Below are 17642 nucleotides of genomic sequence, written 5' to 3' on the forward strand. Positions count from 1 at the left end.
GCTATCTAGATGTATATCTGTAAAGATATTTTATACCAAGTAAAAATAGTATTAATACAGAAATAAATCCTGTAAAACCTGCCATTATTACAAAAACTTCATCTTTATATCTAAAACTGTCTAGTATAGAAACTATCCACAATGTAGATAAAATACCTTCTTCAGCTAATAAAAGACAAGTCATAATAAAATTCATTAATATTCTCTTAGCAAATATATTGTTTAAATATACAGATAAACAAACCAAAATAGATAAAAATATAAATACAACAAATTCTTGAACTGTCATGTGTGTAGAATAACTTCCAACAATAGCTACATACCAAATGTATTGTATAAATAAAAAGAAGGCAATAAAAATATATATAAAAATATTAATCAAATTCTTTATAAAACTGATAATTATACAGGCTCACCTCACTATCTGCATGAAATTGGCAATTCTGTCTCTAGAATAAAAAGGATATGTATTGTCACTAATACTTAGAACACAAATGAAGTCAAAAAACACTTTTCTGTATGAGTGCTTTTTGACAAATGTAAAGACTAAATTAAATAACCTTAATCTAAAGTTTTATCAATTCTCTCTCATTGATACCGCCATCTGTAATGCATCAACAGGCTTAAAGTTGTAATTTATATAGTAAACACTGGATTCTTTTGCCCAGTAAATATTAGTTGTCGTCTTGTTTTTAGATATATTAACTACAATCAGCCCTTTATACAGTGGAATAGGCAAATTATAGTTTTGAAGATATTTTACCATCTGCTTAGCAATGTCTAATTGCGGCTTTTCTTCAGAATTAACCTCAACAGTCCATCTGCCTTCTTTCCATTGAACGCTGTATTTACCTTTCTTATAATAGACATGTCCCCATATGAAATCCTTATAATTAAGTTTCTGGCTTTCATCGTCAACTATAAATCCATTGTTCTGTTCAATGGCGCTTATATAATTTTCGGCGTCGATATCAGAACTAAAAAGAAGACCGCCAAAATCTCCAAGAATATTATTTGAATCATCTTTGTACATTTCTATTTCAGAGCTATTTGCATCCAAAGGTTTATCAGTCATTATAAGGTCCACATTGTAATTATCATTAAATTTACTCATTTCAGGTACTGCAGTTATATACAGATTCTTCTTGTCTTCCGGCAATGGTACAACAGAAGGCGCGTAAATTTTTATGATTGAGTTTCCTGTAATGTCTTTCAATGCATCAATAATGACAGGATTTATAAATTCACTGTTCTTTTGGTTATTATCCTTTCTTGCAGGATATTGCTGCTGCCATGTTTGGCCACCATCTAATGTATTTAATATTATGCCATTACCGTTTTTTGTGGAAGCAATCCAGCCATTATAAGTATCTACAAATGATATTGGAGTAGGTCCTTCAATCAAGCTTTCAAAATCAAGTTGAGGTATAGGGTAACTGCTCCAAGTATTTCCACCATCTGTTGTCCTGGAAATTATCACTTTGTCGCTTTCATTATCTGGATTCAAACCAATAGCAAAAGCAGTGTCTTTATCAACGATGTTGATTGTACTTAAATACGAACCCAAAAAATTGCTCGATTTATGGCTCCCATATAAATCAGCAAAATAATTTTCTTCTGCTAGTGTACTCCATGTTTTGCCACCATCATTTGTCTTTAAAATAAGATAAGGTTGTTTATTCATTGATGATGATTTACCTCTATAAATGACCCATATATCATTTAAATCAATTGCAGAAATTTCAACATTCCATTCCCCTTGCAAATACGGATTAAATAAAAAATTCCACGATATTCCACCATCTTTCGTATAATATATGCTGTTATTGTATGATGCAAAACCATGGTACTGATCGACAAAATCATATGAATCTATCCTTATTTTAGTGGTTATATTTTCCCAAGTTTGCCCACCATCATTTGTAACGTAAAGCTTATCGTCTGAAAGCCCATAACCTTTATCAACAGTTACAAATTTTATATTTGTTATATTTGCAGTCAATTTCGGCAATTCGGTCCAAGTCTTGCCACCATTGGTAGTTCTTAATATTGATTTATCCGATATTGCCCAACCATAAATCGAATTAACAAAATCAAATGCCAATATATTAAAAGAACCAGTATGTGCTACACTCCAATTCTTGCCTCCGTCATTTGTTGAAAGAATAATCCCTTGACCACCTGCCCAGCCATCTTTTCCATTTATGAAATAAATGGCCTGAAGACCAAATTTTGGAATGTTATTTAAATTGTAACTATATTCAGCATTTTTGTTAATCTTAGCTATTTCGTTATTTATACCACTTTCTTGCGTTTTATTTATGCCGCAACCAGATAAAAAAAATAATAATGTTATAAATAACGCTATTATTTTATAAGTTATTCGCCACATAGTAGTGACTCCCCTTTTTTTGTTTCTATAAATAAATTCTAGCAAATATTTAGATAAAGTTTATTAAAAAATTATTAATTTTTAATACCATATGGGCAAACTTTAATGCAAATACCGCAAACAGAGCCCCTTCCTATATGTTTAAAATTTTTATTCATATATTCACTACATGCCTGTGCATCAACAATTTCTTTTCTTTCTATTCCGGCTTCCCATAATTTCCCGTGAAGTGCCATTGCAGGACAACTTTTAACACATAAGGTACAATTTCCGCACTTGCTAGTCTCTATCGGTTTCCCAGTATCTAATTCAAAATCTGTCAATACCGTACCAAGTCGTACTCTCGGGCCATATTTTTCTGTAACCAAAAGGCCATTTTTACCAATCCACCCCAATCCTGCTTTTGTTGCAGCCGTCTTATGTTGAAATAATCCTCTGTATTCTCCAAGTTCCTTTATTGATTGGGATGCAGGTACTGCCAGAGCATTATATCCCCACTCTTCCAGCATCAATACAGTTTTCAATGTTATCTGATCTATCAACGTATTTACTGAGCGATAATGATGAAAATAAGTATAAGTAGGCTTATTATTGATTTCATTTATTATTCTATCTGATAATTTAACTGCCACCGTTATTCCATACCTTAAATCTTTTAAATCATCAGGAAGTACATCTAAAAGATCTGAAAATCCAACGATTGATGCACCCCACTCTTTCATTTTTTCTTCAATAATTAATTGTCCATTCACATAAATCACCTTTTACTTTTAATTTCAAAATCATTTTAACATAAAATTGCAATTTATAAAAAGAATAAATTGCATATTTCTACACAAATTAATGATGGGAATAATTTTTAGGAGGAATAAATATGGCAAGAGGAAGTTGGAACGATAAACCGAAAGTAGTACCTGAAGCCCATCAAGCACTGGATAATTTAAAATATGAAATAGCTAAAGAACTAGGACTGCCAGTAAAACAAGGTTCTGAAGATTATTGGGGAAATTTATCAAGTCGTGATTGTGGCGCTGTTGGAGGTCACATGCTTAGAAGAATGGTAAATTACGCCGAATCTGCAATGTCAAATGGCATAAGTATAGGTGGCGAAAAAACAACACAAAGAGGCAACGGTGCAGCAGGAAGCGAAGCAGAATATATGAAATAAATAATGCAAAAGAGAGTATTCAAAGCACTCTCTTTTTTTAATATATATTTTGTGGTAGAATATAAATAGCATACAATATATTGTGAGGGGTGTAGAGCTTTGAGCTATGAAATTCAAGAATTAGCTGAAAATAAGCTAATAATATTATACATATTAAATAGGATAGATATGCCTATAACAGGCGAACAAATAAATAGAATAATCTCTGATAATAATTTGATGAATTATTTCTATTTACAGCAATATTTAAATGAATTAGAAGAAAGTAATTTTATCAAACTTAAAGAGAATAAATATGTTTTATCGGAGTTTGGACTGAATGCGTTAAAATTATTCTTTAAACACATACAAGAAAATACAAGAAAAAAAATTGATGAATATATAGTAATAAATAGAGAAAAATTCAAGCAAGAATCTCAATATGTTGCAACATACTATAAAAAATCGGATAATGAATTCATAGCTAATTTACAAGTCATAGAAAATGATATCGTCCTTATCGAAATAAATCTAAATTTAGTTAATGCACAGCAAGCTAAAATAGTGTGCGATAACTGGAAACAAAAATCAAATGATATATACAGCTATATCATAAAAGCCCTTACGCCTCAAAAATGAGACCATCGGGCTCTTTACCAACTTCTACTTTTTTTTCAATTTTAAGATCATTTATATTCACAATAATCAACTTATTTTCACCTGAAACTGATACATATGCGACGTCTTTAAATATTTTAATATAAACTGGCATATAACCACAATAAAGTTCTTCGCATTGCCGGGATTGTAAATTGATTTTCATCAATGTGTTAGAACACGAGTTTACTACAAATATAAAGCCATTATGGAATGCAATGGAAATTGGCAATCTTCCACATCGTATATTGTCAATAATTTCATCATTTATTATATCATAGATTGTTATAGAACCATCAAGCCCTGTTTCAAGGTATGTGTTTGCTATAAATAAAAATTTTTCGTCATCTGACAAACACATTCCATATGGTTTTGAATAAACTGATAATGTTTTTTCAATACGTAAATTAAGTGGATTTATTAAAGATATCGAATCAGAATTCATATTGGATACAAAAATTTTTTTATGTTTTTTACTATAAAGTATAGATTGCGGTTGAAAACCGACCTCAATCTGTTCTAATATTTTACTAGACCCTATATCAAAAACACTTAAACAATCTGCATCGCCATTTAATACATAAATAAGATTATTTAATATTATTCCATCATTTGGGGAAGGCCCTACATACACTGTATCAATTAATTGGAAATTCTCAATGTCAATGATATTTATTGAATCATCAAACATGTTTAGCGTATACAATTCTTTTTTGTATTTGTTTATAAGCAATCTATGAGGCCCTATTTGCGGCACATGACTTTTATCACTCTTAAAAGTAAATTTATCTTTCACCAATTCAAGAAATGCCTTCGTTTGGTTATCATTTATAAAGCTTATAGTGTCATCGCCTTTGTTAGCTACAAATATTTTCAAAGTGCATCCCTCCACGCATATGCTACTTTATAATATGCATGGAAGTAATTAATGCCACTAAAATGGTCGGGGCAACAGGATTTGAACCTGCGACCTCACGGTCCCGAACCGCGCGCGCTACCTCTGCGCTATGCCCCGACGCATTTACAATTTTATCATAAACAAATTATTATATCAAGTAGCAATTTTTTATTAAGAGAGCTAGATTTTATCAGCTTTTAAAAGGTTTTTGATAATGCGTTGTTTACATGTAAATAATCATTTTAAAATAAAATTAACAAATTGTTCATTTATCTGTTAAAATTATTATGTATTATTAAAATAGACTCGTATTGTTTGGCAGTCTATTTACAAGCATTTAAATATACTACATTACATAAGAGAGGGTGCAAAAGGTTGAAATTAAAAGTACAAATTGCAATAAGAATAAAATGGCATAGCAAACAAGCCATCTTTTGATGACTTTTTAAAAATTAAATATCGAAGTAAGTGTTAATGCTAAATAGCTGGCTTTATTTTATAGCCTTGAAATTGAGCTAATAGTATAGCTTGCTCAACCGTAATCTCGCGTTTTGCGGGAAAAGCATCAGATTTTTTATATAATTCAGCATTATATGGTTCTTTCTTCTTCAACATGTTGTATAATGCTGTAAGAAGCATTCTTGCAATAGCAATGATTGCTTTCTTGTGGCCGCGACGCTTTTTGATGCGCAAATAGCGGTTACGAATTTCAGGATGTTTCTCGCTTTTAACTACAGAGTTAGCACACTGCACAAGAAGCGGCTTAATGTAACATCCTGCTTTGGAAACCCGGACAGATTTTTTCTTGCCTGCACTCTCATTGTTAGTTGGAGTGAGTCCAGCCCATGAGCATAAGTGTTTCGCTGAAGGAAAAGCCTCCATATTTACGCCGATTTCAGATATTACAGTAATAGCCGAGAAAATATTTTTAAACGATGGAGCGGTTAGAATTATGTCTAGTTCTTGTTGATAAGGCGCAGCGAGCGCAAGAATTAGTTTTTCTAACTCTGCTTTCCGGGATTCCAAATCTTCAAAATGTCCTTTGATGATCTTTAATTTTCCAGCTTGTTCAGGTGTAATATAACCATCAACAGCGAGTTCCAGCTCAGGGAGTTTTTTTAGCATAGAACCATGAATTAAAGATCCAATATCAAAGGAAGTATCAAGAGGATTTTCTAGAAGCTTATCAATTATCTTTTGAGAACTTTTACCGAAAGTATCTGAAACAATGTTTCCTAACTGTATGTTAGAAACCGTGAGACAATTTTGGAGTCTGTTCTTTTCGCTAGACATAAAGCAAATAAGCTTAAAGCGATAGCGCATTAAGTCACGAAGTTGTCTAATATCAGCGGGAGGCATAAAGCTAGCGGCAACAAGATCATGCTTAAACAGGTCAGCAATCCATTTTGCATCTTTCTTGTCAGTTTTTTTACCACGAATAGCCTTAACATATTTAGGATGTGCAAGTATGATGTTGCAGGAGCTTTCTAATATATTAAACACAGGAATCCAGTATTTCCCGGTAGATTCCATGCAAACATCCTTGCAGTTATTGTCCAAAAGCCATTGTAACAGCTCTCTTAAACCCTTCGTGTAGGTAGAAAAGCGATGGCTTTTATAGGTGGTAATTCCATTAGAATTAGTGGAAGCAATACATGCAACCACAAAGGTTTTGTGTACATCAATTCCACAACAGATTTTATACACGATTTTTAAAGCCATAGGGAACTCCTTTCTAAACCGATAGGTTCTAAAAATTAAAGGGATAGACAGCATTGACTGATTGTCTAGCATTAAACGAGAATGTTTAAACAAAGATAAGGTTACGTGCTCAGTAGCACACTTATTTGTGCTTGGAAAGACAATCTACACATATAAAAATGCGGTCACTACGTAAGTGTAGCAAACCACTCACCTCCCCGTGATTTGTAGTTTACTGGTATCCCTATGACATAATTATAGAACAAAATTAGCTCGAAGTGGCACATTTCATTACGTTTTGTGCCTTGAGCGAAGCGAAAGGAATGATTATAAAAATGAAAAAATCAGCCGTATTCTTTTGCGTGCTATTTATCATTCTTCTCAGCATATCATCAGTCTTTGCTACAACAAACATTAAAGCAGAATTCACAATTGGCAAAAGCGAATACACAATAAATGGCCAGACTTATACAATGGATGTGGCACCATACGTAAAAGATAATAGAACATTCCTGCCACTGCGCTATGTTGCATATGCAATTGGTGTAGAACCGCAGAATATTTCATTTAATAATGAAATCATAACTATAGATAAAGATAACAAAATCGTAAAGCTTAGTATAGATAGCAATATTTTAAATATAAATGGCAGCACAGTTGAAATGGACACGAAAACAGAGATTATAAACAATCGGGTAATGGTGCCTATTTATTGGATATCTAAAGCTTTTAATATCGATATAAGCTGGGATCAATCAACATACACTGCAACGATAGATTATATTGGAGATACAAATAACAGTGCAAATGCCATCAGTTCTACCTTAGAAAATAATACCGCTTCCTTGTCATCCGTAAAAAACAACAGCACGTCAAATGATATAAGTAAAGAATTTAGCTGGCAGTATGGAAACATGACTTATAATTTAAAAGTTCAAATACCATCTGATATTTTAGATTGGGATAGAAAAATACCTAACATAATAGACACTTTTTACAGCAGCAATGGAGAAGAACAATCATCACAGCTTACATATATGTCTGATGAAATTAAAACCTTGGTTTTATCATGCTCGGAGTATGCCAACAATAATTATGTACCATGGGTCAATGAAGAATCTAATTATGATTATATAGGAAATATTGCGAAAAATTTACTGCAGATAGCACAAAATAATGGATATGACACTTTTCATACTGCTGAATTTGTACAAAGTTTTGTAGAATCTATACCATACAAAGTAACAGATACGCCACAACTTCCGGCACAGACTCTTGTAGATGGTGGAGACTGCAAAGACAAGTCAATACTTTTATCGTCTATATTAAAAAACTTAGGCTATAAAGTAGCATTGCTAGTATTTCCACCTCCACAGAATCAACAAGTTGGACACATGGCTGTTGGTGTAGCTTTTAACGATAACGAGATTCCATATGACCGCAATTATGATTTTACATACTATAACTTAGATGGAACAAAATATTACTTTACAGAGACTACAAGCCCTGGATGGCTGATTGGACAAATAAGTGATGTGCAGCTAGAACAAAGCGCTTATGTATATCCTGTATCTTAATCAAGTTTTATACTATTTACTAAAAATACAGTGAGCGGCCGTTTGGCCGCTTTCATCACACGTCTATAATCTTTTCATACAAATCCTGCATATCGTACTTTATATGCTCATCTCGCGCAATTTTCAAAAGTCTTAAGTATTCCTCCCTTGCAAAGTCATATTTCAACTGTGCAAGTTTTGTTTTAAGGTAGTTGTCTTTTTCAACTCTTTCAAGATACAATTCGCTTTCCTTAAGTCGCTTTAGTGCATTATCTATCTCTTGTAGAAGTTGTGCACTGTTATATTCCATACAACCACCTTCTGGAGACTATAGTTCTCTATATTATATTATTTAAATATTTATTTTATTACATTTTTTAAATACATCCTGACATACCCTATCATGTAAATGGAACCACAAAATAATATTAAATCATTTTTTCCTGCACGTTTTAAAGCTTCATTTATTGCATCATCTATGTTTTCAAAATGCAATACATCATCATATGCAATTTTTTGTGATAATTCTTCTGCAGTGTAAGCCCTATCGCTTATGGGTTTTGTTGTTATTATAAGGTCTGCTTCAGGAACTATCAATTTTAACATACTATCTGTATCTTTGTCCTTCAGCATGCCAATGACAAGTATCAATCTATTATATGTGAATAAATTCAAAGCTTCCTTTAATACAGCCATGCCTTGGGGATTATGGGCACCATCTATTACGATTAATGGTAACTTACTGATAACTTCGATTCTTCCTGGCCACTTTGCATTAATAAGTCCCCTTTTTATCACATCTTCACTAAAACTTATACCATATTGTTTTAGCTTCTCTACAGCCATAACAGCCAGTGAAGCATTGTAAACCTGATGCTTTCCAATTATGCTTATCTTAAGATTTTTGTAATTTTTGTAGTCAAATACCTGATGATTGCTGTCAGATTCTTTAATTTTAACATCATTTGTATCCATAACAGATAGGGATGCATTCTTAAGCCTAGAAACTTCCTCTATTACCTTAAGTGCCTCATCTTTTTGATAAAAACTAACGACTGTCCCATTTTCTTTTATGATGCCAGCTTTTTCAAATGCTATCTTTTCTAAAGTATCTCCAAGCTTATCCATGTGGTCATAATCAATTGTTGTTATTACAGATACTAGCGATCTTTCTATGACATTTGTAGCGTCAAAACGCCCTCCTAGCCCTACTTCTAGCACAACAAAATCAACATTTTCATCGCAAAAATATTTAAATGCAATTGCCGTGATTATCTCAAATTCTGTAGGATGGTTATATCCTTCATCAACAATCTTTTCTATAATAGGTTTTATGTATTCAACGTAATATATCAACTTGTCTTTTGGAATATTTTGATTATTTATCCTCATCCTCTCTTCAAATTCTTCTAAATATGGAGATGTATAAAGACCTACTTTAAAACCTGCTTCAAGTAAAATACTATTTATAAAAGCACATGTTGAACCTTTTCCATTTGTCCCAGCTACATGAATAAATTTTAAATTGCTCTGTGGATTTCCCATATGTATAAGCAAGCGTTTTATATTTTCAAGGCCTAGTTTCATTCCAAACTTGTGTGTGTTATGAATATAATCTATTGCATCTTGATAATTCATATTCTCATCCTCCGAAATTCAAAACCCCAGACAAGACATTTATTGTCTGGGGATGTTTTATAAAAATAATCCCATTAGTATTTCATCTACATATTCATTGCCGATTTTAAATTGTTTCCTTCTACGCCCTTCTTCTTCAAATCCATATTTTTTATACAAATGGATAGCTTTTGTATTGGAACTAAAAACACTCAAACATAATTTTTTATAGTTTCTTTTTCTAGCCCAATCAATCGTATATTCAAAAAGTTTCGACCCAATGCCGACATTCCTGTATTTAGCATCTATGCTTATGCCGATTTCACCTACATGTTGAACTTTAGGCGATCTGCCGCCATAATACCTAAAAAGAGTAAGGCAGCCTACAATATTTCCTCCATAATCAGCTACCAGAATCAGGTCTTTCCCTCGGTCAAGTCGCTTTATCAATTGTTTTTCCTCTTCTTCTGACCACCCTAAATTTTCTGAAACCATGTATATTTTTTCTTTCCCGACGCTATCAAGCAGCTTCACTATTCCTTTGGCATCTCTCACATTTGCTTCTCTTATCGTTAAAGTTGGATTTTTTTCTACCTTCTTGAATAGTGTAAACATCCTATAACCTCCTATTGAGGCATCAAAATCATTTCATTAAGTAGTCAATCCTATCATCTAAATTTTTAAGTATCTCAGTATACTTTTCGTACTTTTCCTTTTCTGCATCCACTACATGCTTTGGTGCCTTACTTATAAACTTTTCATTCTTAAGCATGCCTTCTGCGCGTTTTAACTCGCTAATTACACGCTCTCTCTCGCTTCTTAATCTTTCTATTTCAACTTTTATATCTATTAAATCCTCTAACGGCATGACAATCAATGTGCCTTCAACTGACCCAGACATAGCCTTTTGTGGAAGTTTATCTTTGTCTCTTTCATATATGACTTCACTAGCTCCGGCAAGTTTAGTAATATAATTCTCTCCATCTCTAAAAATTTTTATAACATCTTCCCTATCTGAGTTTATTATCACTCTTGCCTTTTTTGATGGTGATACTGATGCTTCTGCTCTTAGATTCCTTATGGTTTTTATAGCATCCATTATAAGTATTGTATCCTTTGCCTCTTTTTCAAAATTCAAATCTTCTCTGTATTCTGGCCATTTGCTCAGCATAATCGTTTCACCATCATGTGGTATGTTCTTAAATATTTCCTCTGTTATAAAAGGCATGAATGGATGTAAAAGCCTTAACGTATTGTCTAGTACATACCTCAATACAGATTTTGTTTTTTTCTTAGCCTCTAAATCATCACCATAAAGCACAGGCTTGCTAAGCTCTATATACCAATCGCAGAACTCGCTCCAGAGAAAATCATACAATTTTCCTGCAGCTATTCCTAATTCATATTTTTCAAGGTTTTCCGTCACTTCTTTCACAACATTGTTTAATCTCGTTAAAATCCATTTATCTGCAAGATTTAGATTTTCTAGATAAAGCGTTGTATCATCACTTGTTAGATTTAGCATTACGTATCTAGATGCATTCCACAGCTTATTAGCAAAGTTTCTGCTGGCTTCCAGCTTGTCATCGCTAAATCTCATATCATTTCCCGGTGCATTGCCTGTAATAAGAGTAAACCTGAGTGTATCAGCACCATACTTATCTATAATTTCTAATGGATCAATGCCATTTCCCAGCGATTTACTCATTTTCCTGCCCTGAGAATCTCTAACAAGTCCGTGTATTAAAACGCGCTTGAAAGGCACCTCTTTCATGAATTCCAGGCTCATGAAAATCATTCTAGCTACCCAGAAGAATATTATGTCATATCCTGTAACAAGCACATCAGTGGGGAAGAAATATTTTAAGTCTTCCGTTTCATCAGGCCATCCCATCGTTGAAAAAGGCCATAATGCTGAGCTAAACCACGTATCCAGCACATCCTCGTCTTGATGTATGTTTTTGCTACCGCACTGCTCACAACAAGTTGGATCATTTTTTGAAACAGTGACATAACCACAATCATCGCAATACCATGCAGGTATCCTATGACCCCACCAAAGCTGCCTTGATATGCACCAATCCTTTATGTTGTTAAGCCAATTGAAATATATTTTTTCAAATCTTTCAGGTATGAATTCAATTTTACCTGTCCTTACTGCTTCAAGTGCAGGCTTCGCCAGCGGTTCCATCTTTACAAACCATTGCTTTGATAAAAACGGCTCAACAGTCGTGTGACATCTATAGCAGTGCCCTACACTATGATTTAAGTCTTCTACTTTTTCCAGAAGTCCCATGTCTTTAAGTTCATCAACAATCTTTTTACGAGCTTCGTACCTATCTAGACCTGAATATTCACCGCCGTTTTCATTTATCGTAGCATCCTCATTCATTATATTTATGAATTCTAGACCATGTCTTATTCCCATTTCGAAATCATTTGGATCATGCGCCGGCGTCACCTTGACAGCACCTGTTCCAAATGAAGGATCTACATAGTCATCTTCAATTATAGGAATCTCCCTTCCTACTATCGGGAGAATAAGTTTTTTTCCGTTTAATCCTTTATACCTATCATCATTAGGATTTACAGCTACTGCCACATCTCCCAGCATAGTTTCAGGCCTTGTAGTAGCGATCGTAACATATCCATCTTCACCTTTTACAGGATACCTGATATACCAAAGATGTCCAGACTCATCTTCATGTTCTACTTCAGCGTCTGATAATGCAGTTTTACAGCTAGGACACCAGTTTATTATCCTGTCTCCACGATATATAAGCCCTTTTTTATAAAGCGCAACAAAAACTTCTCTGACCGCTTTTGACAAAGCCTCATCCATCGTAAATCTTTTTCTCGTCCAGTCACAAGAAGAACCTAGTTTTTTTAGCTGATCCAAAATTCGGTTTTCATATTTTTCCTTCCATTGCCATGCCCTTTCTAAAAACTTTTCCCTGCCTATATCTCTTTTAGTAAGTCCTGTCTCTTCTTTTATTTTATCAAGAACTTTTACTTCTGTTGCAATACTGGCATGATCCGACCCCGGTATCCAAAGAGCAACATATCCCTGCATCCTTTTCCACCTTATGATTATGTCCTGCATAGTGTTGTCCAGTGCATGTCCCATGTGCAGTTGCCCTGTAATGTTAGGCGGTGGTATGACTATTGTAAATGGTTTTTTGCTATAATCAATTTTTGGGGTAAAGTACCCTTTCTCCATCCATTCATTGTATATTCTATCTTCAAATTCTTTTGGATTGTACGTCTTTGCAATATCCATTTTTATCTCCTTTCAAGTTTTTATTTTTAAGTAAAATAAAAAAACCTTTCCCAAAAGGGCGAAGGTTTTCCGCGGTACCACCTTATTTTATAACTTAAGCTATATCGGGCAAACCCGTTTAAGCCTACTTACATTTCAGCTTACATGCTCCAGTGCTACCTTCAATGTACCTAACGATAAGGAAACCTTTCAGCCTTAGGGAATCCCTCTCTTTTATCTGATACATTTACTCCTCACTATCATGGCAAGAATATGTTATTAATATATAATATATACATTAACCAGCAAATTGTCAATATCACTATTTGTTAACCAACTATAAAATTTAAGTTGACAAATATAGATTATATCATTTATAATTATAAATAAATTTGCAAAGGCGAGGTGAATAATTTGATAGTACATAATGACAATTCTATCTTTTCATTAAAAAAGATGACACTTGCATCTATGTTTGCTTCTATCACAATTGTCATGAGCTTTATAAGTATACCGCTGCCTTTTTCGCCAGTGCCTATAACAGGCCAAACATTTGCATTAATGTTGTCTGGAAGCCTATTAGATCCTATCACGTCATTATTCAGCATGATTATCTATCTTGCACTTGGTGCGATTGGTATTCCTGTTTTTGCAGGATTTCATGGCGGTATTAGCGTACTGTTAGGTCCTACAGGCGGTTACCTAATTGCTATGCCAATAGCTTCTTTTGTCATATCTTTACTTGTGAGAATAGGAAACATCAACTTTTTTAAATTAATATTGGCAAATATTATTGGCGGTATATTGATTGTATATGCGCTAGGCGTTTTGCAGCTAAGTGTTGTGGCTGGGTTGGAAATTAAAAAAGCAGTCCTATTAGGAGCAGTACCATACTTATTAGGTGATTTTATAAAAGTTTTAATATCTTCATATCTATCTCTAAAATTAAGACCTGTTTTAAAAATGTATACAGATAAGTAAAAATACTGAAAGCTAGTACTTTCAGTATTTTTACGTGATATTTTCATCTTCATAATCTTTTAAAATTTTTAAGACTGATAATATAGAAAGCCCGGTTTTTTCAGCAATAGCTTTTACATCGTCTGATTCAGGATGTGATTTTAGGAGTTTGCCATCCATATAACCCATTTTAACTCTTACATTACCAATAGGTGTCTTTACAGTTTTAAATTCCCTTTGAAGTGCATATCTATTTACTTTATACTCTCTTATGCCAAATGTAGATGTTTCTTCGAATATTATCTTTCGCAGTAAATCTGCCATCTCTTCTTTACAAAGCACAGAAAGCATATTTGCAGGTCTTTGCTTTTTCATAAATATTGGAGTAATATAAACATCCAAAGCTCCGTTTTTAAGAAGTCTATCAAATATATATTGATAATATTCCGGACTCATGTCATCTATGTTCGTTTCAAGAACAGTAAGATTTTCTACTTTTTTTTTACATCTATCGTGCCTATCATCGTCCTTAAAACATTTGGAATCTCAAAGTCCTTAAATCCAGCACCGTATCCTATTGAATCGATCTTCACTTCTGGAATCGTTCCAAATTCATCAGCTATTGTTTTTGCTATAGCTGCACCTGTAGGCGTTACAAGCTCTCCACTTATTCCATTGTCATACACCGGTATACCCTTTAAAAGCTCCGCTGTTGCCGGTGCAGGTACAGGTATCACACCATGCTGGCTATTTACAAAGCCTGATCCTACAGGAAGTTTTGAAAAAATTATCTTATCTGGTGCAATCATATTTATAAGCACAGATGTCCCAACTATATCGATTATAGAATCAACTGCACCGACTTCATGAAAGTGAACTTCCTCAGGCGACATCCCATGCACTTTGCCTTCAGCATCTGCTAAATTGCGAAATATCTTAAGACTCATTTCTTTTACATCATCATTCAGCGAACTTCGATTTATGATATTCTCTATATCTTTCATAGTTCTATGATGATGGTGATGGTCATCATAATTAACTTTGAAAGTATTTGCAGTTATGCCATTTTTCTTTGCGCTTCCAAATTCTAAATCATATCCATCAAGTGGCAATTTACTTAATTCGCCTTTAAATTTATCAATATCGATACCATGGCTAAGAAGAGATGAAATTGTCATATCACCAGAAATTCCTGCAAAGCAATCAAAGTATAGAAATCTCATATCATTACTCTCCTATCTTGTTTATTAAACTTGCTGAATAAGCTGCACCAAACCCATTATCGATGTTCACTACGCTGACACCGCTGGAGCATGAATTAAGCATAGCAAGCAGTGCAGAAAGTCCATGAAAATTAGCTCCATATCCCACGCTTGTTGGAACTGCGATAATTGGACAAGCCACAAGCCCTCCGACTACAGTAGGTAGTGCACCTTCCATTCCTGCTATACATATTATGACTCTAAATTTTCTCAATTCTTCAACTTTGCTCATCAATCTGTGTATTCCAGCTACACCTACATCATATATACGCTTTACAGAATTCCCCATAAGTTCTGCCGTTACAGCAGCTTCTTCAGCAACAGGCAAGTCAGATGTACCTGCTGCCACAACACCGATAACACCTTTTGTAGGCATTATCTCTTCTGATTTAATCGATATAATCCTCGCCACATCGTAATAAACTGCCTTATCGCATACTTCCTTCAATGCTTCAAAGTGTTCAATAGACGCCCTAGTACCTAAAACATTGCTTCCCCTTTCATACATCCTAAGCGCTATTTCCTTAACCTGTTCAGGCGTCTTACCTTCACAGTAAATGACTTCAGGGAAACCTCGTCTAACTTCTCTATTGTAGTCAATCTTTGCAAACCCTAAATCTTCGTATGGAAGCTTTTTTAATATATCAACTGCCTCATTTAATCCTATATAGCCATTTTCATATTTTTTAAGAACGTCCCTTATTACGTTATCGTACATTATTTATCAGCTCCGATATTGCTTCATTCATACTGCCTGTTCTATAACCTTCAAGATCAAGTGAAACATATTTAAAGCCTATTTCTTTCAATTTTGATACAACTTTTTTCCTGATGTTTTCATCCATCATCATATTAATCTGATCTGGATTAAGTTCTATTCTGGCAATATCGCCATGGTGCCTCACTCTAAATCCCACAAAGCCCAATTTTAAAAGGTATTCTTCTGATTTTTCAACCATCGACAATTTCTCACTTGTTATCTCTTGTCCATAAGGAAAGCGGGATGAAAGACAGGCATAAGCAGGTTTGTTCCATGTAGGAAGACCTAAATTCTTTGACATCTCCCTTATATCGTCCTTCGTAAAGCCACATTCTAAAAGAGGGCTTTTGACACCTAATTCTTTTGCTGCACGCCTACCCGGTCTAAAATCTCCCGTATCATCAGCATTTGTTCCATCTAAAACATACTCTATTCCTTCATCATCAGCAACTTTTTTAAGCTTAGAAAACAATTCGCTTTTACAGTAATAACATCTATCTATAGGATTTTTGGAAAATCCCTCTATTTCAAGTTCCTCAGATTTTATTATTTTATGTCTTATACCAATCTCCTTTGCTAGCTCCAGAGCTTCTTTAAATTCTCTTTCCGGATATGTAGATGATGTGGCTGTAACAGCTAAACAACTATCATTTAGCACATCTTTGCAAACTTTAGCAAGAAAAGTGCTATCAACTCCACCTGAAAATGCTATGACAGCACTTCCAAGTTCCTTTATATACTTTTTTAAATTCTCATATTTTTCTTCTAGTCTCATAACCATACCTCCTCAAAAAATATAACATAAAAATTCCAAAAATCAAAACTGCAAAATTATAAAACAATCTATTGTTTATAATTGTAAAATTTAAACTCAACTGAATAAATAAAGAAAGCTATAAGCGCAAGTAGCAGTGCTATTACCATTAACGTAAGACCATAAGGCCAATCAAAAATTGAAAAAATTATTGCGATGTAAAAAAGTAGTGTTGCCCCTTTCCCAAATTTATTGGCAGGTATTGCAATGTCTTTTTTCCTGTATAGAATAAATGCGCCAATGATCATGGTAACCTCTTTTACAATTACAATCAATATTATAAAAAAGGGTATTATTCCCTTTATCCACAGACTTGCTAGCACTGTTATTATCATCAGCTTGTCTGCCAATGGATCCATCAATATGCCTATTTTTGTTATCTGATTGTAATGACGGGCAATATATCCATCAAGAACATCAGTCAATCCAGATATTATAAATATAACTGCAGCGTATATATTGCCATTGTTTATGTAAAAAAAACTGTAAACAAATACGGGTATCAACACAAATCTAATCATCGTTAAGATATTCGGTATATTCATAAAAGCACCTCTTAAATAAGAATCACTTGTATTGTATTATATTATTTATTTGATAAAAAGTAAATAAAGGCCTT

18 protein-coding genes, 1 tRNA gene and 1 other annotated feature are annotated in these 17642 nt (G+C 33.7%); of the genes, 4 read left to right on the top strand and 15 right to left on the bottom strand.

What is annotated here, in order from left to right:
• Nucleotide 1: 1 nt before the first annotated feature.
• The 3 genes from Q2T46_RS02600 to Q2T46_RS02610 all read right to left on the bottom strand — a co-directional run bounded on the left by Q2T46_RS02600 (nt 2) and on the right by Q2T46_RS02610 (nt 3114).
• Nucleotides 2-196, bottom strand: a complete 195-nt coding sequence (locus Q2T46_RS02600) for a hypothetical protein (RefSeq protein ID WP_303264391.1) — start codon at nt 194-196, stop codon at nt 2-4.
• 381 nt (nt 197-577) lie between these two features.
• Nucleotides 578-2392, bottom strand: a complete 1815-nt coding sequence (locus tag Q2T46_RS02605; protein ID WP_303264390.1) for a YCF48-related protein — start codon at nt 2390-2392, stop codon at nt 578-580.
• A gap of 74 nt (nt 2393-2466) precedes the next feature.
• Nucleotides 2467-3114, bottom strand: a complete 648-nt coding sequence (locus Q2T46_RS02610) for a 4Fe-4S double cluster binding domain-containing protein (RefSeq protein WP_399388512.1) — start codon at nt 3112-3114, stop codon at nt 2467-2469.
• 152 nt (nt 3115-3266) lie between these two features.
• Between Q2T46_RS02610 and Q2T46_RS02615 the strand changes: the two genes are divergently transcribed.
• Nucleotides 3267-3560, top strand: coding sequence for an alpha/beta-type small acid-soluble spore protein (locus tag Q2T46_RS02615; protein WP_303264388.1), 294 nt, complete (start codon nt 3267-3269; stop codon nt 3558-3560).
• 99 nt (nt 3561-3659) lie between these two features.
• The gene (locus Q2T46_RS02620) at nt 3660-4178 is read left to right on the top strand and encodes a DUF4364 family protein (protein ID WP_303264387.1); all 519 of its coding nucleotides are present in this window, start codon (nt 3660-3662) and stop codon (nt 4176-4178) included.
• Here the strand turns inward: Q2T46_RS02620 and Q2T46_RS02625 are convergent.
• The 3 genes from Q2T46_RS02625 to Q2T46_RS02635 form a co-directional block, all read right to left on the bottom strand.
• Nucleotides 4162-5073: a YncE family protein gene (locus Q2T46_RS02625; RefSeq protein ID WP_303264386.1), complete on the bottom strand. Its 912-nt coding sequence runs from the start codon at nt 5071-5073 to the stop codon at nt 4162-4164. The genes Q2T46_RS02620 and Q2T46_RS02625 overlap by 17 nt on opposite strands.
• A 63-nt stretch (nt 5074-5136) precedes the next feature.
• A tRNA-Pro gene (locus tag Q2T46_RS02630) sits at nt 5137-5211 on the bottom strand.
• Between the two features lie 360 nt (nt 5212-5571).
• On the bottom strand, nt 5572-6816 hold the full coding sequence (locus tag Q2T46_RS02635) for an IS110 family transposase (protein WP_303264385.1): 1245 nt from the start codon (nt 6814-6816) through the stop codon (nt 5572-5574).
• A gap of 284 nt (nt 6817-7100) precedes the next feature.
• Here Q2T46_RS02635 and Q2T46_RS02640 point away from each other — a divergent pair, with 284 nt between their 5' ends.
• Nucleotides 7101-8372 (top strand): stalk domain-containing protein, encoded by a 1272-nt coding sequence (locus Q2T46_RS02640; RefSeq protein WP_311062312.1) that lies wholly within the window; start codon nt 7101-7103, stop codon nt 8370-8372.
• Nucleotides 8373-8427: 55 nt separating this feature from the next.
• On the opposite strand, the gene Q2T46_RS02645 is transcribed toward Q2T46_RS02640, so the two are convergent.
• From Q2T46_RS02645 to Q2T46_RS02660, 4 genes are read right to left on the bottom strand one after another with little or no spacing between them, the layout of a single operon-like run.
• Nucleotides 8428-8661 carry a hypothetical protein gene (locus Q2T46_RS02645; RefSeq protein ID WP_209454500.1) on the bottom strand — a complete coding sequence of 78 codons (234 nt, stop codon included), beginning with the start codon at nt 8659-8661 and terminating at the stop codon, nt 8428-8430.
• 50 nt (nt 8662-8711) lie between these two features.
• Nucleotides 8712-9989, bottom strand: a complete 1278-nt coding sequence (locus tag Q2T46_RS02650) for a folylpolyglutamate synthase/dihydrofolate synthase family protein (protein ID WP_303264383.1) — start codon at nt 9987-9989, stop codon at nt 8712-8714.
• A 57-nt stretch (nt 9990-10046) separates the two neighbouring features.
• Entirely contained in the window at nt 10047-10583 is a 537-nt protein-coding gene (locus Q2T46_RS02655) for a GNAT family N-acetyltransferase (RefSeq protein ID WP_209454494.1), read from the bottom strand.
• Nucleotides 10584-10611: 28 nt separating this feature from the next.
• Nucleotides 10612-13248 carry a valine--tRNA ligase gene (locus Q2T46_RS02660; RefSeq protein WP_303264382.1) on the bottom strand — a complete coding sequence of 879 codons (2637 nt, stop codon included), beginning with the start codon at nt 13246-13248 and terminating at the stop codon, nt 10612-10614.
• A gap of 51 nt (nt 13249-13299) precedes the next feature.
• Nucleotides 13300-13500, bottom strand: a binding site (T-box leader).
• A gap of 141 nt (nt 13501-13641) precedes the next feature.
• Between Q2T46_RS02660 and Q2T46_RS02665 the strand changes: the two genes are divergently transcribed.
• Nucleotides 13642-14208, top strand: a complete 567-nt coding sequence (locus Q2T46_RS02665; RefSeq protein WP_303264381.1) for a biotin transporter BioY — start codon at nt 13642-13644, stop codon at nt 14206-14208.
• Nucleotides 14209-14238: 30 nt separating this feature from the next.
• Here the strand turns inward: Q2T46_RS02665 and larC (Q2T46_RS02670) are convergent, their stop codons facing one another.
• From larC (Q2T46_RS02670) to Q2T46_RS02690, 5 genes are all read right to left on the bottom strand, one after another.
• Nucleotides 14239-14643, bottom strand: a complete 405-nt coding sequence (gene larC, locus Q2T46_RS02670; protein ID WP_303264380.1) for a nickel insertion protein — start codon at nt 14641-14643, stop codon at nt 14239-14241.
• Nucleotides 14644-14678: 35 nt separating this feature from the next.
• Nucleotides 14679-15410: a nickel pincer cofactor biosynthesis protein LarC gene (larC, locus tag Q2T46_RS02675; RefSeq protein WP_303264379.1), complete on the bottom strand. Its 732-nt coding sequence runs from the start codon at nt 15408-15410 to the stop codon at nt 14679-14681.
• 4 nt (nt 15411-15414) lie between these two features.
• Nucleotides 15415-16167, bottom strand: coding sequence for a nickel pincer cofactor biosynthesis protein LarB (larB, locus tag Q2T46_RS02680; protein ID WP_209454491.1), 753 nt, complete (start codon nt 16165-16167; stop codon nt 15415-15417).
• Nucleotides 16157-16984, bottom strand: a complete 828-nt coding sequence (gene larE / locus Q2T46_RS02685) for an ATP-dependent sacrificial sulfur transferase LarE (RefSeq protein ID WP_303264378.1) — start codon at nt 16982-16984, stop codon at nt 16157-16159. The genes larB and larE overlap by 11 nt, the downstream gene beginning before the upstream one ends.
• 68 nt (nt 16985-17052) lie before the next feature.
• The gene (locus tag Q2T46_RS02690) at nt 17053-17568 is read right to left on the bottom strand and encodes a CDP-alcohol phosphatidyltransferase family protein (RefSeq protein WP_303264377.1); all 516 of its coding nucleotides are present in this window, start codon (nt 17566-17568) and stop codon (nt 17053-17055) included.
• Between the last annotated feature and the right edge of the window lie 74 nt (nt 17569-17642).

Source organism: Thermoanaerobacterium sp. CMT5567-10 (assembly GCF_030534315.2).
GTDB lineage: Bacteria > Bacillota > Thermoanaerobacteria > Thermoanaerobacterales > Thermoanaerobacteraceae > Thermoanaerobacterium.

What these genes read in the sequence shown, in the direction of transcription:
- Q2T46_RS02600 (WP_303264391.1), bottom strand. Translation starts at nt 196, where the DNA reads ATGAATTTTATTATGACTTGTCTTTTATTAGCTGAAGAAGGTATTTTA.
- Q2T46_RS02605 (WP_303264390.1), bottom strand. Translation starts at nt 2,392, where the DNA reads ATGTGGCGAATAACTTATAAAATAATAGCGTTATTTATAACATTATTA.
- Q2T46_RS02610 (WP_399388512.1), bottom strand. Translation starts at nt 3,114, where the DNA reads ATGAAAGAGTGGGGTGCATCAATCGTTGGATTTTCAGATCTTTTAGAT.
- Q2T46_RS02615 (WP_303264388.1), top strand. Translation starts at nt 3,267, where the DNA reads ATGGCAAGAGGAAGTTGGAACGATAAACCGAAAGTAGTACCTGAAGCC.
- Q2T46_RS02635 (WP_303264385.1), bottom strand. Translation starts at nt 6,816, where the DNA reads ATGGCTTTAAAAATCGTGTATAAAATCTGTTGTGGAATTGATGTACAC.
- Q2T46_RS02645 (WP_209454500.1), bottom strand. Translation starts at nt 8,661, where the DNA reads ATGGAATATAACAGTGCACAACTTCTACAAGAGATAGATAATGCACTA.
- Q2T46_RS02650 (WP_303264383.1), bottom strand. Translation starts at nt 9,989, where the DNA reads ATGAATTATCAAGATGCAATAGATTATATTCATAACACACACAAGTTT.
- Q2T46_RS02655 (WP_209454494.1), bottom strand. Translation starts at nt 10,583, where the DNA reads ATGTTTACACTATTCAAGAAGGTAGAAAAAAATCCAACTTTAACGATA.
- Q2T46_RS02660 (WP_303264382.1), bottom strand. Translation starts at nt 13,248, where the DNA reads ATGGATATTGCAAAGACGTACAATCCAAAAGAATTTGAAGATAGAATA.
- larC (WP_303264380.1), bottom strand. Translation starts at nt 14,643, where the DNA reads ATGAGTCCGGAATATTATCAATATATATTTGATAGACTTCTTAAAAAC.
- larC (WP_303264379.1), bottom strand. Translation starts at nt 15,410, where the DNA reads ATGAGATTTCTATACTTTGATTGCTTTGCAGGAATTTCTGGTGATATG.
- larB (WP_209454491.1), bottom strand. Translation starts at nt 16,167, where the DNA reads ATGTACGATAACGTAATAAGGGACGTTCTTAAAAAATATGAAAATGGC.
- larE (WP_303264378.1), bottom strand. Translation starts at nt 16,984, where the DNA reads ATGAGACTAGAAGAAAAATATGAGAATTTAAAAAAGTATATAAAGGAA.
- Q2T46_RS02690 (WP_303264377.1), bottom strand. Translation starts at nt 17,568, where the DNA reads ATGAATATACCGAATATCTTAACGATGATTAGATTTGTGTTGATACCC.